General features: G+C 43.7%; 13 protein-coding genes. 8 read left to right on the top strand and 5 right to left on the bottom strand.

Features of this window, described 5'->3' with window-relative positions; all coding sequences use genetic code 11:
- The first annotated feature begins 86 nt into the window (after positions 1 to 86).
- From T426_RS0106155 to T426_RS0106145, 3 genes are all read left to right on the top strand, one after another.
- Entirely contained in the window at positions 87 to 1,697 is a 1,611-nt protein-coding gene (locus T426_RS0106155; protein ID WP_081782356.1) for an O-antigen ligase family protein, read from the top strand.
- Positions 1,694 to 2,761 (top strand): glycosyltransferase family 9 protein, encoded by a 1,068-nt coding sequence (locus T426_RS0106150; protein ID WP_051538529.1) that lies wholly within the window; start codon positions 1,694 to 1,696, stop codon positions 2,759 to 2,761. Before T426_RS0106155 ends, T426_RS0106150 begins: the two co-directional genes overlap by 4 nt.
- 76 nt (positions 2,762 to 2,837) lie before the next feature.
- Positions 2,838 to 3,845 (top strand): FAD:protein FMN transferase, encoded by a 1,008-nt coding sequence (locus T426_RS0106145; protein ID WP_027585417.1) that lies wholly within the window; start codon positions 2,838 to 2,840, stop codon positions 3,843 to 3,845.
- 65 nt (positions 3,846 to 3,910) lie between these two features.
- Here the strand turns inward: T426_RS0106145 and T426_RS24990 are convergent, their stop codons facing one another.
- Positions 3,911 to 6,130 carry a CotH kinase family protein gene (locus T426_RS24990; RefSeq protein WP_025863298.1) on the bottom strand — a complete coding sequence of 740 codons (2,220 nt, stop codon included), beginning with the start codon at positions 6,128 to 6,130 and terminating at the stop codon, positions 3,911 to 3,913.
- Positions 6,131 to 6,492: 362 nt separating this feature from the next.
- Between T426_RS24990 and T426_RS24985 the strand changes: the two genes are divergently transcribed.
- The 3 genes from T426_RS24985 (at position 6,493) to T426_RS0106125 (ending at position 9,713) form a co-directional block, all read left to right on the top strand.
- Positions 6,493 to 7,305, top strand: a complete 813-nt coding sequence (locus T426_RS24985) for an energy transducer TonB (RefSeq protein ID WP_025863297.1) — start codon at positions 6,493 to 6,495, stop codon at positions 7,303 to 7,305.
- A gap of 232 nt (positions 7,306 to 7,537) precedes the next feature.
- Positions 7,538 to 8,542, top strand: a complete 1,005-nt coding sequence (locus T426_RS0106130) for an NADP-dependent oxidoreductase (RefSeq protein WP_025863296.1) — start codon at positions 7,538 to 7,540, stop codon at positions 8,540 to 8,542.
- Between the two features lie 34 nt (positions 8,543 to 8,576).
- The gene (locus T426_RS0106125; protein WP_025863295.1) at positions 8,577 to 9,713 is read left to right on the top strand and encodes an NADH-dependent flavin oxidoreductase; all 1,137 of its coding nucleotides are present in this window, start codon (positions 8,577 to 8,579) and stop codon (positions 9,711 to 9,713) included.
- Positions 9,714 to 9,749: 36 nt separating this feature from the next.
- Here T426_RS0106125 and T426_RS0106120 read toward each other — a convergent pair whose 3' ends face one another.
- Positions 9,750 to 10,748 carry a glycosyltransferase family 2 protein gene (locus T426_RS0106120; protein ID WP_169737675.1) on the bottom strand — a complete coding sequence of 333 codons (999 nt, stop codon included), beginning with the start codon at positions 10,746 to 10,748 and terminating at the stop codon, positions 9,750 to 9,752.
- 628 nt (positions 10,749 to 11,376) lie between these two features.
- Here T426_RS0106120 and T426_RS25710 point away from each other — a divergent pair.
- Entirely contained in the window at positions 11,377 to 11,520 is a 144-nt protein-coding gene (locus T426_RS25710; protein WP_153637568.1) for a hypothetical protein, read from the top strand.
- 79 nt (positions 11,521 to 11,599) lie between these two features.
- On the opposite strand, the gene T426_RS0106105 is transcribed toward T426_RS25710, so the two are convergent.
- Both T426_RS0106105 and T426_RS0106100 read right to left on the bottom strand, forming a co-directional pair.
- A complete protein-coding gene (locus tag T426_RS0106105; RefSeq protein WP_027585415.1) occupies positions 11,600 to 14,833 on the bottom strand; it encodes a S41 family peptidase in 3,234 nt (1,077 codons plus the stop codon).
- A gap of 219 nt (positions 14,834 to 15,052) precedes the next feature.
- Positions 15,053 to 16,222 carry an ATP-grasp domain-containing protein gene (locus T426_RS0106100; protein WP_025863292.1) on the bottom strand — a complete coding sequence of 390 codons (1,170 nt, stop codon included), beginning with the start codon at positions 16,220 to 16,222 and terminating at the stop codon, positions 15,053 to 15,055.
- Positions 16,223 to 16,651: 429 nt separating this feature from the next.
- Here T426_RS0106100 and T426_RS0106095 point away from each other — a divergent pair, with 429 nt between their 5' ends.
- Complete coding sequence (locus tag T426_RS0106095; protein ID WP_025863291.1) at positions 16,652 to 17,914, top strand: OmpP1/FadL family transporter; 1,263 nt, start codon at positions 16,652 to 16,654, stop codon at positions 17,912 to 17,914.
- A gap of 119 nt (positions 17,915 to 18,033) precedes the next feature.
- On the opposite strand, the gene xylE is transcribed toward T426_RS0106095, so the two are convergent.
- Positions 18,034 to 19,641, bottom strand: a complete 1,608-nt coding sequence (gene xylE, locus T426_RS0106090) for a D-xylose transporter XylE (RefSeq protein ID WP_027585414.1) — start codon at positions 19,639 to 19,641, stop codon at positions 18,034 to 18,036.
- Between the last annotated feature and the right edge of the window lie 48 nt (positions 19,642 to 19,689).

Raw genomic sequence — 19,689 nt, 5'->3', positions numbered from 1 at the left:
ATTTTTTATGTGCCATATGTCTATTTTTGCTATGTTTGCTTCTATCTGACAACTCAAATTGACACTCTTCGGCTCAACAACAAACCATGCAACAAAACCATGACATCCAACCATCAAGGCTTCTAATTATGGAGGGAATGCTGATGTCATTGGCATTTGTCCTGCCTTTTTCCGAGGCGTTGGTCAGCATTATCACGGTTTTGACTTTTGCGTTCTCCTGGTTCGTTATTTCGCCCAAAGAAAAATACCGGAGCTTTCGCCAAAATCCGCTGCCACTTTTCCCGGCCGTCATTTTCATTCTTTACCTGCTTTGGGCGTTGGGAGCTCATCATCCGGCCAGTGCCATCGACGAAATCCGGCGTAATATTTTCTGGCTTCTAATTCCCTTAGCTATTGCCTACCTCCCGCTAAACCGGGAACAAATCAATAGGATTCTTTATGCTTTTGTCATTGGTGTTATCATCAGTTCGCTGGTGGCTTTTGTCCGCTGGCAATTCCGTGAAAGTCTCGGAATCATCGATGTAAGGGACGCAACACTCAATCCCCACATTGCCCATTCGTTGTTGGTTAACTTTTCCCTCTTCTTCCTGGCTCAACAAATTTTTCACTACCGGGAAGACAATTGGAATGTGCGTCAGATTTCTCGAGTTGCCGGCGTCCTGTTTTTATTGTTTTTCAATATCTGGCTACATTCTTTACTGGGATTACTGACGCTTTTGGCAACATTCATTGCCCTTCCCTTCTTCACCTACAAGGAAATTCCGGTATGGTTGAGAAAATACGTTTGGAGTGGAGCCGTTGTACTCATCATTATTCCGTTGGCACTAATCGGTCGCGAACTATACAGGCAGTTTCACACTTCCATGCCGAAGCCTAATCAGGTTACCCAATTCACCGCAAACGGGAATCGATATCAAAACGATTTCAGGAAATCCTTACGGGAAAACGGTCATTTCATTTACCTCAATATTTGCCTGCCAGAATTACAAAAGGAATGGAATAAGCACAGTGAATTGAAGTTCAATGAGCCCGATGCCAATGGCTTTCCGGTGCAAAGTACCTTGATTCGTTACCTGACTTCCAGAGGACTGACGAAAGATTCTGCTGGTGTTGCTCAACTGAGTAATGATGATATTCGAGCCATCCGCGAAGGCTTTGCCAACTACCGCTACGTTCCCGAAAGAATGAACCTTTCGGCACGAATTTATCAAACCATCTGGGAGCTGGATGCTTTCCGTTCCAATGGTAATCCGAACAACAAGTCGCTGGTACAACGCTGGGCTTATACGCGCGCTGCTTTGTCGATTATCGCAGAGTATCCGGTTTTTGGGGTTGGCACCGGCAACGAAAAAGCAGCATTCCACGAAATGCTTTCGCAGCAAGATCCCAAACTTAGACCCGCCAACTTCAGCCACGCTCACAATCAATACCTGAATTTTCTGGTAACATTCGGAATCGTGGGATTTGTTATCCTGATGTTTCTGCTGATTTATCCATTATTTCGGGTAGGCAAATTATCTGTTATTGCGCTCTTCTTTCTTTTAACTATCGCCATTGCCAACATGGGAGACGATAACTTGCAAACCCACACCATACGTACTTTTTTTGTTCTGTTTTATTCACTGCTTGTTTTCGGTCCCTCGCTTAACGCGAAAGAATCGATCGGCAGTTTTGTCTCAAATAATGATCATCAATGAAATTGAAAATCCTTGTTATTCAGCAAAAGCGAATCGGTGATGTTCTCCTGGGAACAGTTATTTGTAATCAACTGCGAAAAATGTATCCTGACGCGCAAATTGATTATATGGTTTACGCTTTTACCCGCGAGATGGCGGAGAACAATCCCAATATCGACAACATCGTCATTTTTAACGATTCCGACCGGAAAGTTGGAAATTTGCTGAAGTTTGCCTGGAAAATCCGAAAAGCCAAATACGACATCGTCATCGATGCATACACCAAGATGGATAGCTGGGTGACCACTCGTTTGTCGGGAGCGAAAAAGCGGATTTCTTACAAGAAATTCGGACGCGGACTTTACTACAACATTCTGGTCGATAAGCACAGTCGCCCCGCTTCCATTGCCGGTCCTGTCATTGAAGAACGTTTGGCCCTGCTAGAGCCGTTGAAAAAAGACAACTTCAAATTCGATCCGCATCCCCGTCTATACTTAACCGAGGAAGAGAAAGAAGATGGCAAACAACTTCTTCTGGAAGCGGGAGTTGATTTGACCAGGAAAGTGATCGTAACAGGCGTTTATGGCAGCGTGGAAAATAAAACTTACCCTGAAGACTACATGCTGGAAGTCATCAGACATTTGATTGAGAATTATTCTGCGCAAATCATTCTCAATTATTTCCCCAACCAAAAAGAAGCAGCTACTGCTTTTGCTGAAAAACTGGGTAATCCGGAAAATGTTTTTCCCGGTTTAACCGGTAAGAGCCTGCGTGAACTGGCTAAGATAGTTACTCATACCGATGCGTATATCGGAAACGACTGCGGACATACCAACCTGGCCAAAGCGCTCGAAATTCCAACCTTCACCATTTTCTCTCCTTTCATTAGCCGCGAAAGCTGGGGCATTTTCGACGACGGGAAGAAGAATCTTTCGGTCCACCTGAATGACTTCAAGCCGGAACTGATACAAGGAAAACCCTATAAGTTACTAAAGACAGAATCGTCAGACCTCTATCGTGATTTCCTTCCGGAAATGGTTATCGGCAAACTGGACACGTATCTGCAAGGTCTTAATATTTCTTAATTGATTTCCCTGTAAACAGAAAACTCTCTTTGTAAAACAATTCTTTGACTATTTTTGTGGCGAAAATTTCGACAAAATGAAAAAAATAACTCTGCTTGCTCTGTTTTTGGGACTGCTGTTCATGGCAGGATGTGCCCCGAAAACACAGAAATATGTATACAACGAAGGCACCGTTTACACCACCATTTATCATTTTATCTATTCGAGTCCTGACGGAAAAGACTTAAAGGACTCTATTGAGCTAAAAATGAACAAATTCGGAAACTCGCTTTCGACCTTCATTCCGACTTCCACCATTTCTCGTATCAACAAGAATGATTCAACGGTGAAGGTGGATCCCTACTTCCGGAAGTGTTTCCTAAAAGGTGAAGAAGTATCGAAAAAAACCAACGGTGCCTTTGATATGACGGTCGCCCCGTTGGTCAATGCCTGGGGATTCGGTTTTACCAAAAAAGACAGCATCTCGAAAGAATTAATCGACAGTTTAATGCAAACAGTCGGCTACCAAAAAGTAAAACTCGTTGGCGATAAAATCGTTAAAGAAAACCCGAATACGATGCTCGATGCCAGTGCCATTTCGAAGGGAGAAGCGGTTGATATGGTCTGCGATTATCTGGCTTCGCAGGGATGCAAAAACTACATGGTGGAAATCGGTGGAGAAGTCAGAGCCCATGGCGTAAATGCCAAAGGCGAAGTCTGGCGCATCGGAATAAATAAGCCCAACAATAAAGGATTATACGATGATAACGATCTGCAGGATGTGATTCACCTCAACGACAAAGCACTGGCCACTTCCGGTAATTATCGTAATTTCTATGTGAAAGATGGCAAACGGTATGCGCATACCATCGACCCTCATACGGGTTATCCTGTTCAGCACAGCTTGCTTAGCTCGAGTGTACTCGCCAACAACTGCATGACAGCAGATGCTTATGCTACGGCATTCATGGTAATGGGAGTTGAAAAAGCCAAAAAGATTGTGGATAACGACCCGAACCTGGAAGCGTACTTTATTTACGCGGGTGATAATAACATGAACATGGTTTGGTATTCCAAAGGGTTTAAAAACCTCATCATAAAATAACTACCGGAATTCATCCGGCAGAAAATCCCGTAACACCAAGGTTGTTGCGGGATTTTTTATGCCATCTAGTTTTTAATAACCTTCCTTACCATAGGCGGCTGATTTCGCTGCCACACTTTCAGAAAATAAATTCCCCTGGAAAGCTTCGGAAGAGATATACTGAAATGGTCTTGCTCATCATCTCCAGGGGTTCGTTCGCCCCGGTACACCATTTGCCCTTGCGAGGACCACAGCTCAATCTGCATGGGACTCCTGCTGACTGTTTCAACCGAAAGATGAATTTGATCGACAAATGGATTGGGATAGGCATGAATTCCGGAACCCGCCAATAACGGTTCATCTTCTATTCCGGTTTCAAGCAACCACTGTGTGTCCATCCAGTTGAGCCGGTCCTGTATCCATCCCTTCAGGTAATTGATCTCGGCAACATACGATGAACCAACAAATGCATTTGGCCAAACATACTGGCCTATTATCGGCCAGCGTTTATAGTTCCGGTCGATGGCATCACCCAGCATCTCTACCTGCTCATCGATGTAATTGCTAAGGGAGTCGTTATTAAAGGAACTATTCCGTAACTCGGTCCAACGATCGAACAACGCTTTTCGGTAAGGCTCATCCTGCATCAGCCGGAACCACCAATGCATGCAATTAGGCTCGTCCGGTCCGAAATGGGTATATACCCATTGATCGGTTGCCAGAAAATCGGGAGCGTAATCAACATTGCCGTAAGCCAGGTTGAAATCCCACAATGGTCCGGCAAACAGCTTCCCTCCGTTCGAATCCTTCTTCTTGTAAAAATAGGTACTATAACGGTACGCATCTACGTTGTTGCCCAACTCCGACATGATCTGAATATCGATGAAGGAAGTAACGTCAATGTATTTCGGATAGCCATTCACCGGGTCGGCAAATTGATTTCCATTCAGCATATTCTCAAATCCTGTAATGAAATTCTGTATATAACCTCTCTGCTCGGTAACAATATCTTCTGCCTTTGGATAGTAATAGGAAAAAGCATACCGCCGGGCATTCATAAATGTCGTTTGCGGATACGAATAGAAGTAATCATTCGAGGTAAGTCCATCCAACTTGTCAACCCTAATAATGTAGCCACCGGTCAAATCGTCTCCCGAAACTTCGTCTTCTTTCAGTTTATTAATGTCGACCCGGTTTTTGTCGCGTTTGATTTTTTCTATCAACAGATAAACACCATTGTAATTACCATTCAAATAAACTTCGCAAAAGCGAAAACGCGGTTGCCACTGCCCCAGTTTCGCACCGAAATAATAAGTCAGCGCATTCCGTAGCATGGTTTTGTCGCTGTAGGGAGCATACAATACCCAATCACTCTCTTCCGGCATTCCCAACAAAGTTACCGTGGAATCTTCCCCTGCTTCATTACGGATTTCGATCGAATATGATTTCTTCGGAAACATCTGGGAAGATTGTCCGCGAATCTCAATACCAATAACTCCATCGTAATCTGTCGGCGTATCGTAAATCGTATTCTTTGTTCCTTCGCCGTTATCGATAACCCGCATCTTTGCCATAATCTTGGGCTCATCAGGAATCGTTTGCCCACTGGTACTAATCATGATCAACGGAAGGTAGGAAAACTCCTCTGCAGGTTCAGTAAACCAGGAAGGAACCGGACGATATTCATTACTCGTATTGGTAATGCCCAGGCTCAACCAGGTGGAAGACGATAAATCGCTCGAGGTAGCATTGGCATTATGCACCTGCAATGCGAGAATATTTTTTCCATTCAGGAGATATTGCTTCAGGCTGTCGCGATGAATCAGAAAAGAGGGCGGAACTCCGCCCTGTGGGATCTGCGCCTCGTAATCGTACGAATCAGCAAATTGATCATGTGGTGGACGAACTCCGGGCGTACCAATATTGGCCCGGGCAATTTCATGACCATTCAGGTATGCCACAAATCCATCGTCAAAATCAACATGCAAAACAGCCCGACCAATAGCCGCGGAATCGACGATATCAACTTCAGTACGCATGTAAACCGAGGTACAAGAAGGAATAACTGTCCCATCATCATCGTCGCCATAACCAATGCCTCCAGGGCCTTGTTCCCAGGTAGTGTCATCAAAATTCAAAGCAGGCCAGGTTACTGATGGTTCAGACGTGCCAATAAAATAGTGCCAGGTATCTTCAGCATATACAACAGATTCCCAGTGGTCAACCTCCTGCGCTGACGATTGGCCGGAAAAGAACAGGCATAGTAACATTGCTGCGAATGCAAAAGGGGAACGAATGGAAAGCATGTTTAGTTAATTGTTTGGTTTAGTTTGGTTCGGGAATCATATGGTAAAACTAACAAGTTATGTAGCTGCCTGAAAAAGACCAAGTCATCGGTCCACCACCGATGCATTTCAAATGTGCCAGGTGTGCCTGCATAGAAGATCCTTTTTCATAGCTCAGATAGTTTGGACTCGTTCATATCCGCATCCTTCCTGACAGACAGAAGGCTCGCAATAAAGATAATAGAAATTTGCAGCTATTTCACGAAGAACTTTCTTCATCTAAATTGCATATACCCCTTGACTTCTTAGAGGTTTCGCCTTATTTTTATTTACAATAATCCCCCCTCCCGGAGTTCACAATTTATTAGTGAAACACTGTACCTATGAAGTATTTTTACCTTTTTGCTTTTCTGCTTTTTACCAATACACTAATAGCCAACTCTCTGCCACGACCAGTTGAATTATCCGATCCTGTATTTGTGAAAGACTGGCAGAACGGAAGAGCCGTGAATGTTACACTGGAACTTGACACCATCTCTCCTTCGCATTTTTACCTGGAAATCGCCAAAACCAACGGACAACTACTGCGTCAGGTACGATTTTATGCCTCAGGCGAAAAAGTTTCCCTCAACAACCTTTCGCAAAAACTGAATAAGAAGAAAGTGTTGGAAGACGGTATTTTTAAACAATGGTACCAAAACGGGAACCTTCATTCAACAGAGACATTTAAAATGGGGGTTCCGGCAGGTGTGAAAATTGTATATCATTCTAACGGACAAAAAGAATTCTACTGTGTATACGATCCGCCCGGGTTCATTTCCGAACTCCACTCCTATACCCGAACCGGCAAAGAGATAAACGTCAATAAATACCTTGATAACAAAATCTACAGCAAAGTAGACAGAGAACCCCAGTTCCCGAAAGGTGAAACTGCCTTACGGCTGTACATTAACCAGAATGTAAACTACCCCAAGGAAGCACTCAAAAAAGGAATTGTCGGCGAGGTCATTGTAGGATTTGTTGTGGATGAAAACGGAAAAGTCATCGACCCGGAAATTGAAGAGTCTCCCAACCCGCTTCTTTCCCAGGAAGCAATACGGGTCGTCAGTCAAATGCCACTATGGCAGCCGGGATTTCTTGCCGGTTATCCGGTCAAATCGCGAACCTCGGTTTCCATCATGTTCAGGGCTTTCTAACCTTCCCCAAATACCTCTAGGTTGTGCATTCGCCTAATCTATAGTACACATCAAACTCGTTACCTTTCTGTTGCGGAAACTCATTACTCATCTAAAAAAAAAGCAGTGAACCCTAAGGAAGAGCCGTCTGTTCATACACTGAACGAAAGGAAAGTTCCGTTACTCGGAACAACAGTTTTCGGGAACAAAAAGCACTTATTTCGTTGACCGAAAAAATAAAAACCAACAGATTATGCAGAACAGACAGATTATACTGAAATCAAGACCGGTTGGACGCCCAACGGCCGATAATTTTGAGTTGAAAGAAATCGAAATACCAACTCCCGCCGAAGGTGAATTGTTATTGAAAGCCTTATACATTTCGGTCGATCCGTACATGCGCGGACGGATGAGTGACGCCAAGTCGTATGTCGAACCATTTCAGGTAGGTGAACCAATTAATGGCGGCGCAGTAGCTGAAGTGACAGAGAGCAGGCATCCCGATTTTTCCGCAGGAGATGTGGTTGTTTCTCGTCCGTTAGCCTGGCAGGAATACCAAACGGTACCAGCGACATCGGTCCAAAAAGTTGACAAAGACTCAGTACCATTGAGTTATTACCTGGGAATACTTGGTATGACAGGACTTACCGCCTATTTCGGTTTGCTGGATATTGGTCAGCCGAAAAAAGGCGAAACCGTTGTGGTTTCCGGAGCCGCAGGAGCAGTAGGAACTGCGGTTGGACAAATTGCCAAAATCCATGGTTGTCGGGTAGTCGGAATTGCGGGAAGTGAAGAGAAACTTCGCTACCTGAAAGATGAGCTGCATTTTGACGAAGTCATCAACTATCGTACGGAGAAGGATATGGAGCAGGCTATAGCCCGGACATCACCGGATGGAGTAGACATCTACTTTGATAACGTAGGTGGTGAAATTTCGGATGCGGTTATGGCCAACATCAACAAGTTTGCCCGCATCAGTATTTGTGGACAGATTTCACTTTACAATGCGACGAGCGTTCCTACCGGACCACGCATACAGACCACTATTCTCAAGAAAAGTGCATTGATGAAAGGATTCATTATTAGCGATTATGCTGAGCGTCTACCGGAAGGAATGGCCAAACTCGTCGAATGGGTGAAAGAAGGAAAATTGAAAAATCGCGAAACCGTTATCAAAGGATTTGAGAAATTACCGGAAGCCTTCATCGGACTATTTGATGGCGTGAATACCGGAAAACTGGTTGTTGAAACAAAGTGAAAGTCAAAATCCTGATAAAAAGAAATATAGAATTATGAATCCTAAATATGTTTCACTCTGGGAACCATTCCGTTTGCCGGTTTCAGGGATTGAATTGAAAAACCGGATCATAATGGCGCCCATGACGACCTGGTCCGGCAACATCGATGGTACCGTTTCTGACGCTGAAATTGACTATTACAGAAAACGCTCGGGCGGAGTGGGTGTAGTAGCTACTGCATGTGCCTTCATCATGCCGGAAGGCAAAGGCTTTTCCGGCCAAATCGGGGTCCACTCTGATGAAATGCTGCCGAGCCTCAAACGTATGGTAGAAACCATACAAAATGAAGGCGCCAAAGCCATTCTTCAAATTTATCATGGAGGAAGAATGTGCCCTCCGAATGAGGTTCCGGGTGGTCAAACCCTTAGTGCCAGTGCTGTTGCAGCTGAACGCGAAGGAGCTGCGGTTCCGCGGGCTATGACTGAAGAGGAGATTCTGGCAACCATCAAGGCTTACGGAAATGCCACACGCCTGGCTATTCTGGCCGGTTTCGACGGCGTGGAAATTCATGGTGCCAACACCTACCTGATTCAGCAATTCTTTTCACCACACTCCAACCGCCGAACCGATGCCTGGGGAGGAACATTGGAAAAACGCATGAAATTCCCTCTGGCAGTAGTCGATGAAGTTTTGCAAAACGTTAAACAATATGCAAAATCGCCTTTTGCGGTTGGTTATCGGCTTTCGCCGGAAGAAATGGAAGAACCGGGAATTACCATGGAAGACACGCTAAAACTGGTAGATGCATTGGCCGAAAAGCCAATGGATTATCTCCATATTTCGACGGCAAATTTCTGGGGAGGTTCCATGCGCGATGCATCGGATAAACAATCCAGACCTTTGTTGATTCAGGAACGGGTCGGGAACAAAATTCCGGTTATCGGAGTTGGTTCTCTGCATACTCCCGATGATGTGCTGAAAGTTGTCGAAGAAGGGAATTTACCGCTTGTCGCGCTGGGGCGAGAGTTACTGATGGAACCGGAATGGGTACAGAAAACTCAAAACGGTTCAGCAGACAAAATACGGACGACACTTTCGGTCCACGATCAAGACGAACTGGTAATTCCGGATAACCTCTGGCACGGACTTATTTCCCGCAAAGGCTGGTTACCGGTTGTCGATAACGAATAAAAACGAAAAGAGGGAGAACGAGTGTTTTCCCTCTTTTTATTTCTTGTAGTTCACGGAGCGCGGGCTCAACCATGTTCCCCGAAAGGGTGCCAGAAAATAATAAGCCAACAAGCGGCGATACAAATGCGTGTACTGATTTAACCGCCGAATGAAGAAAAACGGAAGTCCGAAAAAGGCAGGTATTAATTTTCCTAAAAGCACACTTGTCATGACCACAAAATGCAGACCTGCAGCTGACAAACCACTATAGTGCCGCGAAAGATAAACGTGTCTGGAGATAATGACTTCAGATTTGGTTAGCGCCGTAACCCGCGGGTTGATACGAGTGGCTCCACCATGGTTGTGAATAATCGAAATCCGGTTGTGCAAAGCCACTTTTCCGCCTTTGTCGGTTGCTCGTTTACACAAATCAACATCTTCATAATACAACCAGTAATCTTCATTCCACCCACCCAAATCATCAAATTGCTGCTTGGAAATCATAACCACCGAGCCGGAAACCCAATCGGGATAAATAATTTCCTTTTCAGGAGAAAAACGTTCTTCCAGTTCCTTCTTTTTCACCTTTCGGTAGATGGCACGTAATATTCCACTTAGTGTGAACAATGTGGGGAAAAAACCATACGGACCTTCTTCATTGCCCCTGCTGTTCTTCTGCGTACACGAAAGAATGGTCATGCCCGGAATGCTCCGAATGGTATTCAAAAGGCCGAAAACGGATTCTTCTGAAGCAATCGTATCCGGGTTTAAAAAGAGAAGATACTCTCCCGATGAAACTTTGGCTCCCAGATTACAGCCACTGGAAAATCCATTGTTCCCAGTATTCAGATGAAAACGAAACTTCGTAAAACGCCGCTGAAATTCATCCAACTTTCCGTCGTTGGAATAATTATCCACCACATTTACTTCGTAGGAGAAATGCTCTTCGCTAAATGATTCGAGAGCTTCCAGGCAGTTTTTCAAATGTTTCCACCCTCGGTAATTGACAATAATTATAGATAAATCAACCAAAGCACAGCAATTTGTTTGCGTCACGAAAATATAAATTTAAGTCATTGAAGCAGATAAGAATCACTTTTAATGGTACTTTTCAATTCCTACAGCAAATATTCATACCTTTAATCACAGCTGATTATCCACTACTTACCACAAAAATCCCATGTAATTACTTTCGGGAATTAAAGCGATATATCGATTCTTTGTTTAAATTACGCCGAATTTAGACATTGCTGAGAAAGATGTACCGCAGACTTATTGCGTTATTGACCGTAAGTTTTTTACTCATTTTAATTGATGCAGGTACCGCCTGGAGTAAAATTAACAATACGGCTCACCCGGAAAAAGAACTCTATCCCGGAACGATTTCTCACACCTTTACTCCATCTATCGTTTTCGAAAACGGTGTTACCGATTCGTCAGGGAGCGAGAGTCAATCGCTACCGGTAATGGTGCGGCTTTCAGGAAACACAAAATCATCTTTTAACTTTCAAATTTTTCCCAATGCACTTCGCCAGCCTTTCACTAACAGGAAAAGGCCCATATACCTAATGGTGAAGTGCTTTCGAAATTAGCGTAATCACATATCTAAGAATTGACAGTTATTTCCGGAAGACAATCATCCGGAAACAAGAATTGATGTGTAGTTAATTTTAAACATAGAAAAATGGAAAATAAAGAAATACAACAGGCAAATAACGAGGAAAACGGCAAGAAACATTTTAACAAAGACATTATGCTGATGATTGCCGCTATTGCCGGATTGATTATTGTTTTACTGGTCATCAAGCACCTGATGGGACTCCAGTAAGCCAACTCCGGTTTCCAATTAAAACATAAAAAAGGCGCCAGCTCGAATGCTGGCGCCTTTCTCTTTATGATTACTTCATTTATCTCTTTTCGTAGGGTGCATGTGCGGGTTTCCCTTTATAGTCTTTCAACGCGTTGTTTACCCACTCAATCGCCCGATCAAGTTGTGGATCAACTCCTTTTGCCTCTTCGGTCAGGTTCTCCTTCACCAAAATATCAGGATCAACACCGTGAGCTTCTTTAAACCACGAACCATCGGGATTATACATCCTGAAAGTTGGAACGGTAACATATCCGCCGTCAATCAGTTCAGGTGCTCCGGTAATTCCGATCAAACCTCCCCATGTCCGTGTACCGATGAGCGGACCTAATCCGGCTTTACGGAAGAAATCGGGGAAAGCATCACCACCGGAACCACTCCAGCCGTTAATCAACATCGCCTTCGGACCGAAGTTGCCTTTGGGTGGCCACGACCAGTCTTTACCGTCACGCACGGCCCAGTAAGCCAGATTCTTCCTGTTAAGCAATTCGATGAAACGGTCAGGAATCTGTCCTCCGCTGTTAAAGCGCTCGTCAATGATAAGTCCTTCCTTGTTCCATTGAGCCATATATTGACGAACCAAATCATTCTGTCCATCGATTCCGGTGCTTCGAACATAAATGTATCCAACCTTTCCGTTGGTGGCTTTATCAACATGTTCGCGCATGGCCTCTATCCACGCCAGATTCCGCAGCCTGCTTTCACTTCCAAGTGTTTTGACCACAATTTTACGAGCCGTTTGCAAATCTGGTTTGCTGTTTACCATCAATTCAACAGTTTTGCCGGCCAATCCCTGGAATGCTTCATAAGGCTCTTTATCGGTAGTAATGGGACGTCCATTCACGCTCAGAATATAATCTCCCGCATGAACTTTCAAGTCAGTAGCTGAAAGTGGCGAACGAACTTCCGAATCCCATGGAGCTCCGTTAATAATTTTCTTGATACGGTAATACTTACCATCGGCTTCCCAATTAACACCCAGATAACCGGTGTTGGTCTTCTTGGCATTGGCTAAGTCACCACCTCCCCGGTATGTATGCGATGAATTCAACTCGCCAATTAATTCGCCTAACACATAATTGACATCCCAGCGAGTAACAGCGTCGTCAAGTAATTTGCCATACTTCACTCGCTGCGCATTCCAGTCAACACCATGCATGTTTTTATCGTAGAAAAAGTCACGCTCGAACCGCCAAACATCATTGAAAATCTGTTTCCACTCCGCACGAGGATCAACGGTCATCACCATCTGATCTGTTGGCAATGCTTTTTCCAATTTCTGTTCCGCCTCAGGTTTAATGATGTAAAGGTTATCCTTTTTCAGGACCAGCATCTTCTTGCCATTTGCTGAAAGACGATAACCATCGGCATCTTCAACTACGGTTTTTTCTTCCCGTTTCTTCAAATCGTAATACTTTACCGGATGTTCTGTTTCCTTACCGGCATCCACTTCAGTCTGATAGAAGATTTTTCCGTTAGCAGCACTCAAACTTCTATAATCATTGGCGACCGGAGGTAAAATAGACAGTCGCTCTTCGAAGTTATCGAAATCGATATTAACCGCCTCAACCACTTTCTTGCCATCGTCCTTCTCATCCTTTTCTTCTTCGCCATTTTCTTTTTTCGATGGATCGACGACATCGTTCCGCGGAGCAACAGCCGATGGTACATCTTTGCGCAGCGGAATAGCAGCCAATTCGGTTGTTTTCGGGTAGATGAACGAATTATCCAGATCACTGTATTGTGGCTTGAATGAACGACCGGTAAACAGGAACAGGTATTTTCCGTCGGGACCAAAAACCGGGTTATGATCGTCATAATAACCGCTGGTTACCTGACGCTTCTCCTTGTTCTGAGTATCATAAATAAAAATGGCATCATTACGGTTATCAAGTCCTCTGTCATATGTCAACCAACGGCTGTCGGGCGACCAGCTGCAAGAAAAATTTTCTAGTGCTCCCTGGTACATCCAAAGTCCTTTGTCAACCGAAACAACTTTGTTGGCAGGAATATCGAAATAGGAGATATTCATTGCCTGATCGATAAATGCAATCTTCTTGCTATCGGGTGACCAGTAGAGGTGATAGCGGTATCCAGATGTAAAATCCGTCACTTTTTTCGCCTGACCGGTTTCCACATTCTTCAACATCAGATTATATTCACCTGAAGCATCGCTCCAGTAGGCAATGGTTTTTCCATCAGGCGACCATGCTCCATAACGTTCAGCAGAGCCGGAAGACTGAGTCAAATCGGAAACCACTCCATGTTCGGCCGGAACCGAGAACAGATCACCACGCGCCATGACCAAAGCCCGCTTTCCATCGGGTGAAATATCGGCTGATTGCATCAGCTCTTTCACGTTCTCCTGCTTGGGCATCACTGCCAGTTCATCGGTAACTACTTCAACCTTTACTTGATGGTATTGGTCATTATCAAGCCCCATCAAATAGAGTTTTCCGTCTGCCTCAAAAACAATATCATCAGGACCGATGGATGGGAAATGGACATCGTAATCGGTAAAGTGAGTCAACTGGGTCGATTTATCGGTAGCGATATCGTACACCCAAATGTTGTAACGTTCTGCTTCACCCCGATCCGACAGGTAATAAACCTTATTACCATGCCACATAGGAAATTCATCGCTGGCATCGTCGCGGGTAATATTCTTCGAACTGAAGTCTTTCAAATCGAAAATATAGATATCGGGTGCCCAGCCACCACGGTATCTCTTCCATGTACGAAAAACCCGCGATTTGTAATTCAACGCAATCTTGCTTCCATCGGGCGAATAAGATGCAAAATCGCCGTAAGGCATTGGCAGCTTTGTTGCTTCACCACCCGTGGCTGCAATGGTGTATAACTGGTTAAACCGTTGTCGTCCGCTTTCGCGGGAAGAGGCAAACAGGACACTTTTCCCGTCAGGCGTCCAGCCAACGGTCCGATCGGTGCCGCTATCAAAAGTTAGGCGCTTTGGCATTCCTCCCATGGTGGGTATGACATAAACATCATTGTTGTCGTTATAGCTTGCTGAATAAGCTATCTCACTGCCATCGGGCGAGAATTTGGCAAATAATTCTTCCCCCTTGGGAGAGCTCAGCCGGTGGGCTACTCCACCCTCTTTTGCTACGACCCATAAATCGCCTGCATAGGAGAAAACAATGTTCTTTGAAGAGACATCGGGGAACCGAAACATTCGCGCATTTACCTGCGCACTGGATTGAAACACCGTGCCACAAAGCAATAGCACCGTGCTAATGAACGTGAATAATCTCATATTTTTACTATTTGGGTTATTAGACATTGGCTGAAGCAAATCATTACAATGATTTTGTAATTGATGCATATGAAATGGGGGAAAACATAGCATCACACTTTTCATCAAACAATAAAAAGGCGTTCCGGTTTGATAGCGGATATCAAATGTGTATGTAAAACATTTTTTAAACTATAGGAGGATTTCATTCACCCTCCTGATATTCCTTTTGCTTTTTTATCAATTCAGAATGTATTCCGATAAATCGGATTTTAAAATCCGGGTAAGCTCTTCCATTTGATTGCTCTTCGTTTGTGCAAATACAAACCCGAACAACGGATAGCTCCGGTAATCCACTTTTCTTAGCTCCAACGGCTTTTCGAAATTCTTCAACAACCGATCATAATCAAATTCAGGAATCTGCTTCCCTTCTTTTCCGGTGCTGTTGTCCAGCACGACCACACTGAAAACCTGACCATCCTTATTCGTCAAAAGCTGATTCCAATCGGGTTCTTTTTGTGTCAGAAAATATTCGTAGATATTAAAACCATGCGCATACCAGGCCAAATCGGGCGTAGTGCACCATCCGCCAAAGCGCATCGGGTTCACCTCAATCGGAACAATACGGCCATCGCCATCGATCCGAACTTCAACGTGCGCGGCAAAATTCCTGACACCGGCAGATACTCCCATCTCTTTGAGAAAATCGCCCATCGAATCCAGGTTCGATAAGATGATTTCTTTCGACGTGATGTATACCCGGTCACTCATATCTTTATCCGAAGAGAAGAGGTGCTTCATAATGTTCAGAAGAACCGGTTTCCCATCGGCATTATAGTAACAATCAATAGCATACTCCGTCCCATCGATGCACTCTTCTGCGATGAACTCGGTTGAATCGAAAACTTCTTTGGGATATAGTCCCTGCACTACGTTCACTTCTTCAGTTATTTTTTCTACAATGTTAGGCCACTCCTCCAGTTTATCAACCTTGTAAACTCCCATGCTGAAAAACCCGACCGCCGGCTTAATGATAAACGGGAATGTAAAACCGGATATATCGGCAGTAGACAGCTCATGGAAAGGAATTCCCTGAAAGAAATATTCGGGATATTTATCCTGTAACAACTCGCGAAAACGAACCTTGTTTTTGAACAGATTAATCTTTTCAGGAAAACTGGTAAACGGAAGATGTTGCTCAACCCAATGAATGGAATTCTCCGAATTGGTATAAATCAATTGCTCAGGATTTCGCTCAATCCGTTTAACAGCATCTGCTGTGGAAATAAGTTGGTGTTCTTTCTCATTAAGGATTTTCGCCGAAAAGGAAGTGTCAATCACCGGTATCTGGTAATTTTCAATCGTCTGTTTTAAAAAATCTGAAACGTAAGGGCCTTCGAGTAAGATCATATAATAGAGTTCTGATTTTGTAACGTCACACACAAATTCTTTTTTACAATAAACGAATGTAGGTTTTTCCCGGGAAATGCAATGTGCCTAAAATTACAACTGGCAAAAATCGTTTCAGATTTTTCAACAACTCCGGTAGGTTATTTTTCTGAAAAATAAAAACACATTAGACACCCCCATTTATTTTAGATTGATTCTATTTTTTATTTGATAATTTAAGACACCTAAGTCTTTATACATCTGAAATGTACACTCTGCGCTGAATTGAAAATGAACGTGGTAGATAATCTTATAAAACAGAACAATATTTCAGTATATATAGCTTTGTCTATATATGCTTCTAAACATTTGTATGTTTTAGTATTTATACATCTTGATGTAAGTATAAGTTTGTATTTTTCAGGCATCTGAACCAAAAATCATTTAAATATGAAAAATCGTCTATCAAAAAGTCTCACTTTAGGACTCTCTCTTTTATTGGGCAGTACTGCGGCATTTGCCACTGATGGTTATTTTAGCTCTGGATACGGAACCATTAGTAGCGGCTTTGCCGGCGCCGGAACTGCATTTTACGAAACATCATTAATTGGAGGTAACCCTGCTGGAAACGTATTTAACTCAAGTGAATTGAGTTTTGGTATTGGTTTGTTCAATCCAAACCGTCAATATACCATCACCGGAAACCCATCAATGATGGAAGGAACTTTTGGGCTCACACCCGGAACCGTAAAAAGTGATTCAAAGCTTTTTGTGATGCCGAACATTGGCAAAAACTGGAAGTTGAATGACAACAATGCATTAACACTTTCGATTTACGGAAACGGCGGGATGAATACCAATTATCCGACGCAAACATTCTACGATCAATCAGCCGATCATACAGGCGTTAACCTGATGCAGATGTATGTGGATCTGGCTTATTCATTTAAGCTGGGAGAAAAACACAGTTTGGGTATTTCTGCCCTGCTGGGAGCGCAATCATTCGAGGCAAAAGGTTTGGCTTCTTTTGGTCAGATGTCATCCGATGCTAGCAAGCTTAGTGGAAATGGAACAGATTATTCAGCCGGCATTGGTTTCAAGGTTGGTTACATGGGTGAACTCTTTAATGGATTCTGGCTGGGTGCCAAGTATCAGTCAAAAATCTATATGGGTGCATTCAAAGACTATGCTGGTCTTTTCGCGGAGCAGGGAAAATTCGAAATTCCTTCCAACTGGAGCGTTGGTATTGCGTACCATATTTCCAGCGATTTTACCGTATTGGCCGATGTGAAGCAAATCAACTATACCAGTTCGAAATCGGTTTCCAACCCGATGATGACCGCTACCGGAATGAATCCTCTAGGTGCTGATAATGGTGCCGGTTTCGGATGGAAAGACATGACCATCTACAAAATTGGTTTCAACTATACCGGTATCGATACATGGACATTGCGTGCAGGTTATTCATACGGAAAACAACCAATTCCTGCCAGCGAAGTGATGTTCAACATTCTGGCCCCGGCTGTTAACGAAAGCCACATTGCCCTTGGTTTTTCTAAAAAGCTCAATGAAAAAGGCAATGCATTGAATTTCGCCTTCAATTATGCTATGAACAATAAAGTTTCTGGTCCGAATCCAATGGAAATTCCGGGTCAGCAAACAATCGATATAGAGATGAATCAACTCTATTTCGAAATTGGTTTTACCTTTTAATGCCTACTTAACTACAGTAACAAACGCGGATTAGACACCGCACAAAAACCCCGGATTACATCACCTACGTAATCCGGGGTTTCATTTTTCATTCTATATTCTACTAAGTATAAAGAAAATTAAGCTTTCTTTCTCCACAATCCTTCCATCTCTTCCAGTGTTCTTCCTTTGGTTTCCGGAACTACTTTCCACATAAACACAGCTGCCAAAATTCCCATGATTCCGTAAATCCAGTAGGCAAAGCCATGGTGAAAAGTATTAGTCAAAGCTGTCGAGTCGTTCATAATTGGGAAAGTCCAGGAAACAATCAGATTTGCGACCCATTGTGCCGCTACTGCGATAGACATTGCTCCACGAATGGAATTCGGGAAAATCTCCGAAAGCATCACCCAGGCAACAGGTCCCCAGGAAACGGCGAATGATGCTGTGTAGAGCAACATGAAGAACAATGCCCCCATTCCAACATTATCAATATAGAACATCAATCCCAATGCAATCATCGAGAAGGCCATGCCAACAGCACCGATAATCATCAACGGTTTGCGGCCCAATTTATCAACTGTTAAGATTGCCACTACCGTAAAAGTAAGATTCACTGCTCCAACAATAATGGTTTGCAACAACGAAGTATCGGTTCCCGAGCCCATGGTTCGAAAAATCTCGGGAGCGTAATAAAGAACGACATTGATGCCAACAAACTGCTGGAAAATCGAAATGAAAATACCTATAATAATCACCAGGCCACCAAATGACAACCACGGAGCTTTCCTCTCGACAAGCGTCTCCTTAATTTCTTCCAGAACGGAAAGAGCCCGGCTCTCTCCCACCAGCCGATTTAGTACTTTTTCGGCTTTATCATCTTTATCTGTCATCACCAGATAACGGGGAGATTCAGGAACAATAAACAAAAGGAAAAAGAACAAACTTGCCGGAATGGTTTCGGAAGCAAACATCCAACGCCATCCCATATTATTCAACCACGAATCGCTGCCTTGCCGGGCGATGGCATAGTTCACAAAATAAACCACCAGCATACCGAAAATGATGGCAAACTGGTTCCACGACACTAACTTTCCGCGAATACCAGCCGGAGCAATCTCAGCAATGTACATCGGTACAATCATCGATGCCAAACCAACACCAATACCGCCCACTACGCGGTAGAAGATAAACGAACTGACCAGCTCAAAACCCATGAAATTCATTTTATCCGGAATCGCCGAACCGATAGCTGAAAGTGTAAACAAAAAAGCAGCCAGCATCATTCCATTCCGCCGTCCAAGCGTTTGACTGATATAGCCGCCCAGTGAACCTCCTATGATACACCCCACCAATGCACTGGAAATGGTAAAACCATTGATGGCATTGGCCATTCCTTCTGTTAATTCATTCGGCTGTGCCCAAAAACGGAAGTACCAAACAAGAATAGCTACAATGGCCAGTAAGGCCATATAAATTCCCCCTTTTTTACTTCCATAGAGTTTCACGAGAAAACTTCCCAGTAACACTGCGACGATGACCAGACACAGTGAAACAATGAATTTATATTCCAGGATAACCTGTGCAGAAAGAGCCGGGTTAGAATAAAGGGGAGCGATAAAAAAGTTCTTCAATGCTCCGGTTGCTCCTGAAATAACCGCTGTATCGTATCCGAATAGCAGTCCTCCAAGTGTTGCAACCAGGGTGAGTGCAAAAATATACCTTGCACTTCCATTATTACTTTTCATACGTTGAATATTATTGGTTTAGATTCTCTATAATGTCTCGGCTACCAG

The organism is Prolixibacter bellariivorans ATCC BAA-1284, from assembly GCF_000621705.1.
Classification (GTDB): Bacteria; Bacteroidota; Bacteroidia; order Bacteroidales; family Prolixibacteraceae; genus Prolixibacter; species Prolixibacter bellariivorans.
Note: the sequence above shows the minus strand (reverse complement) of the source record. Positions and strands in the feature narration are given on the sequence as shown.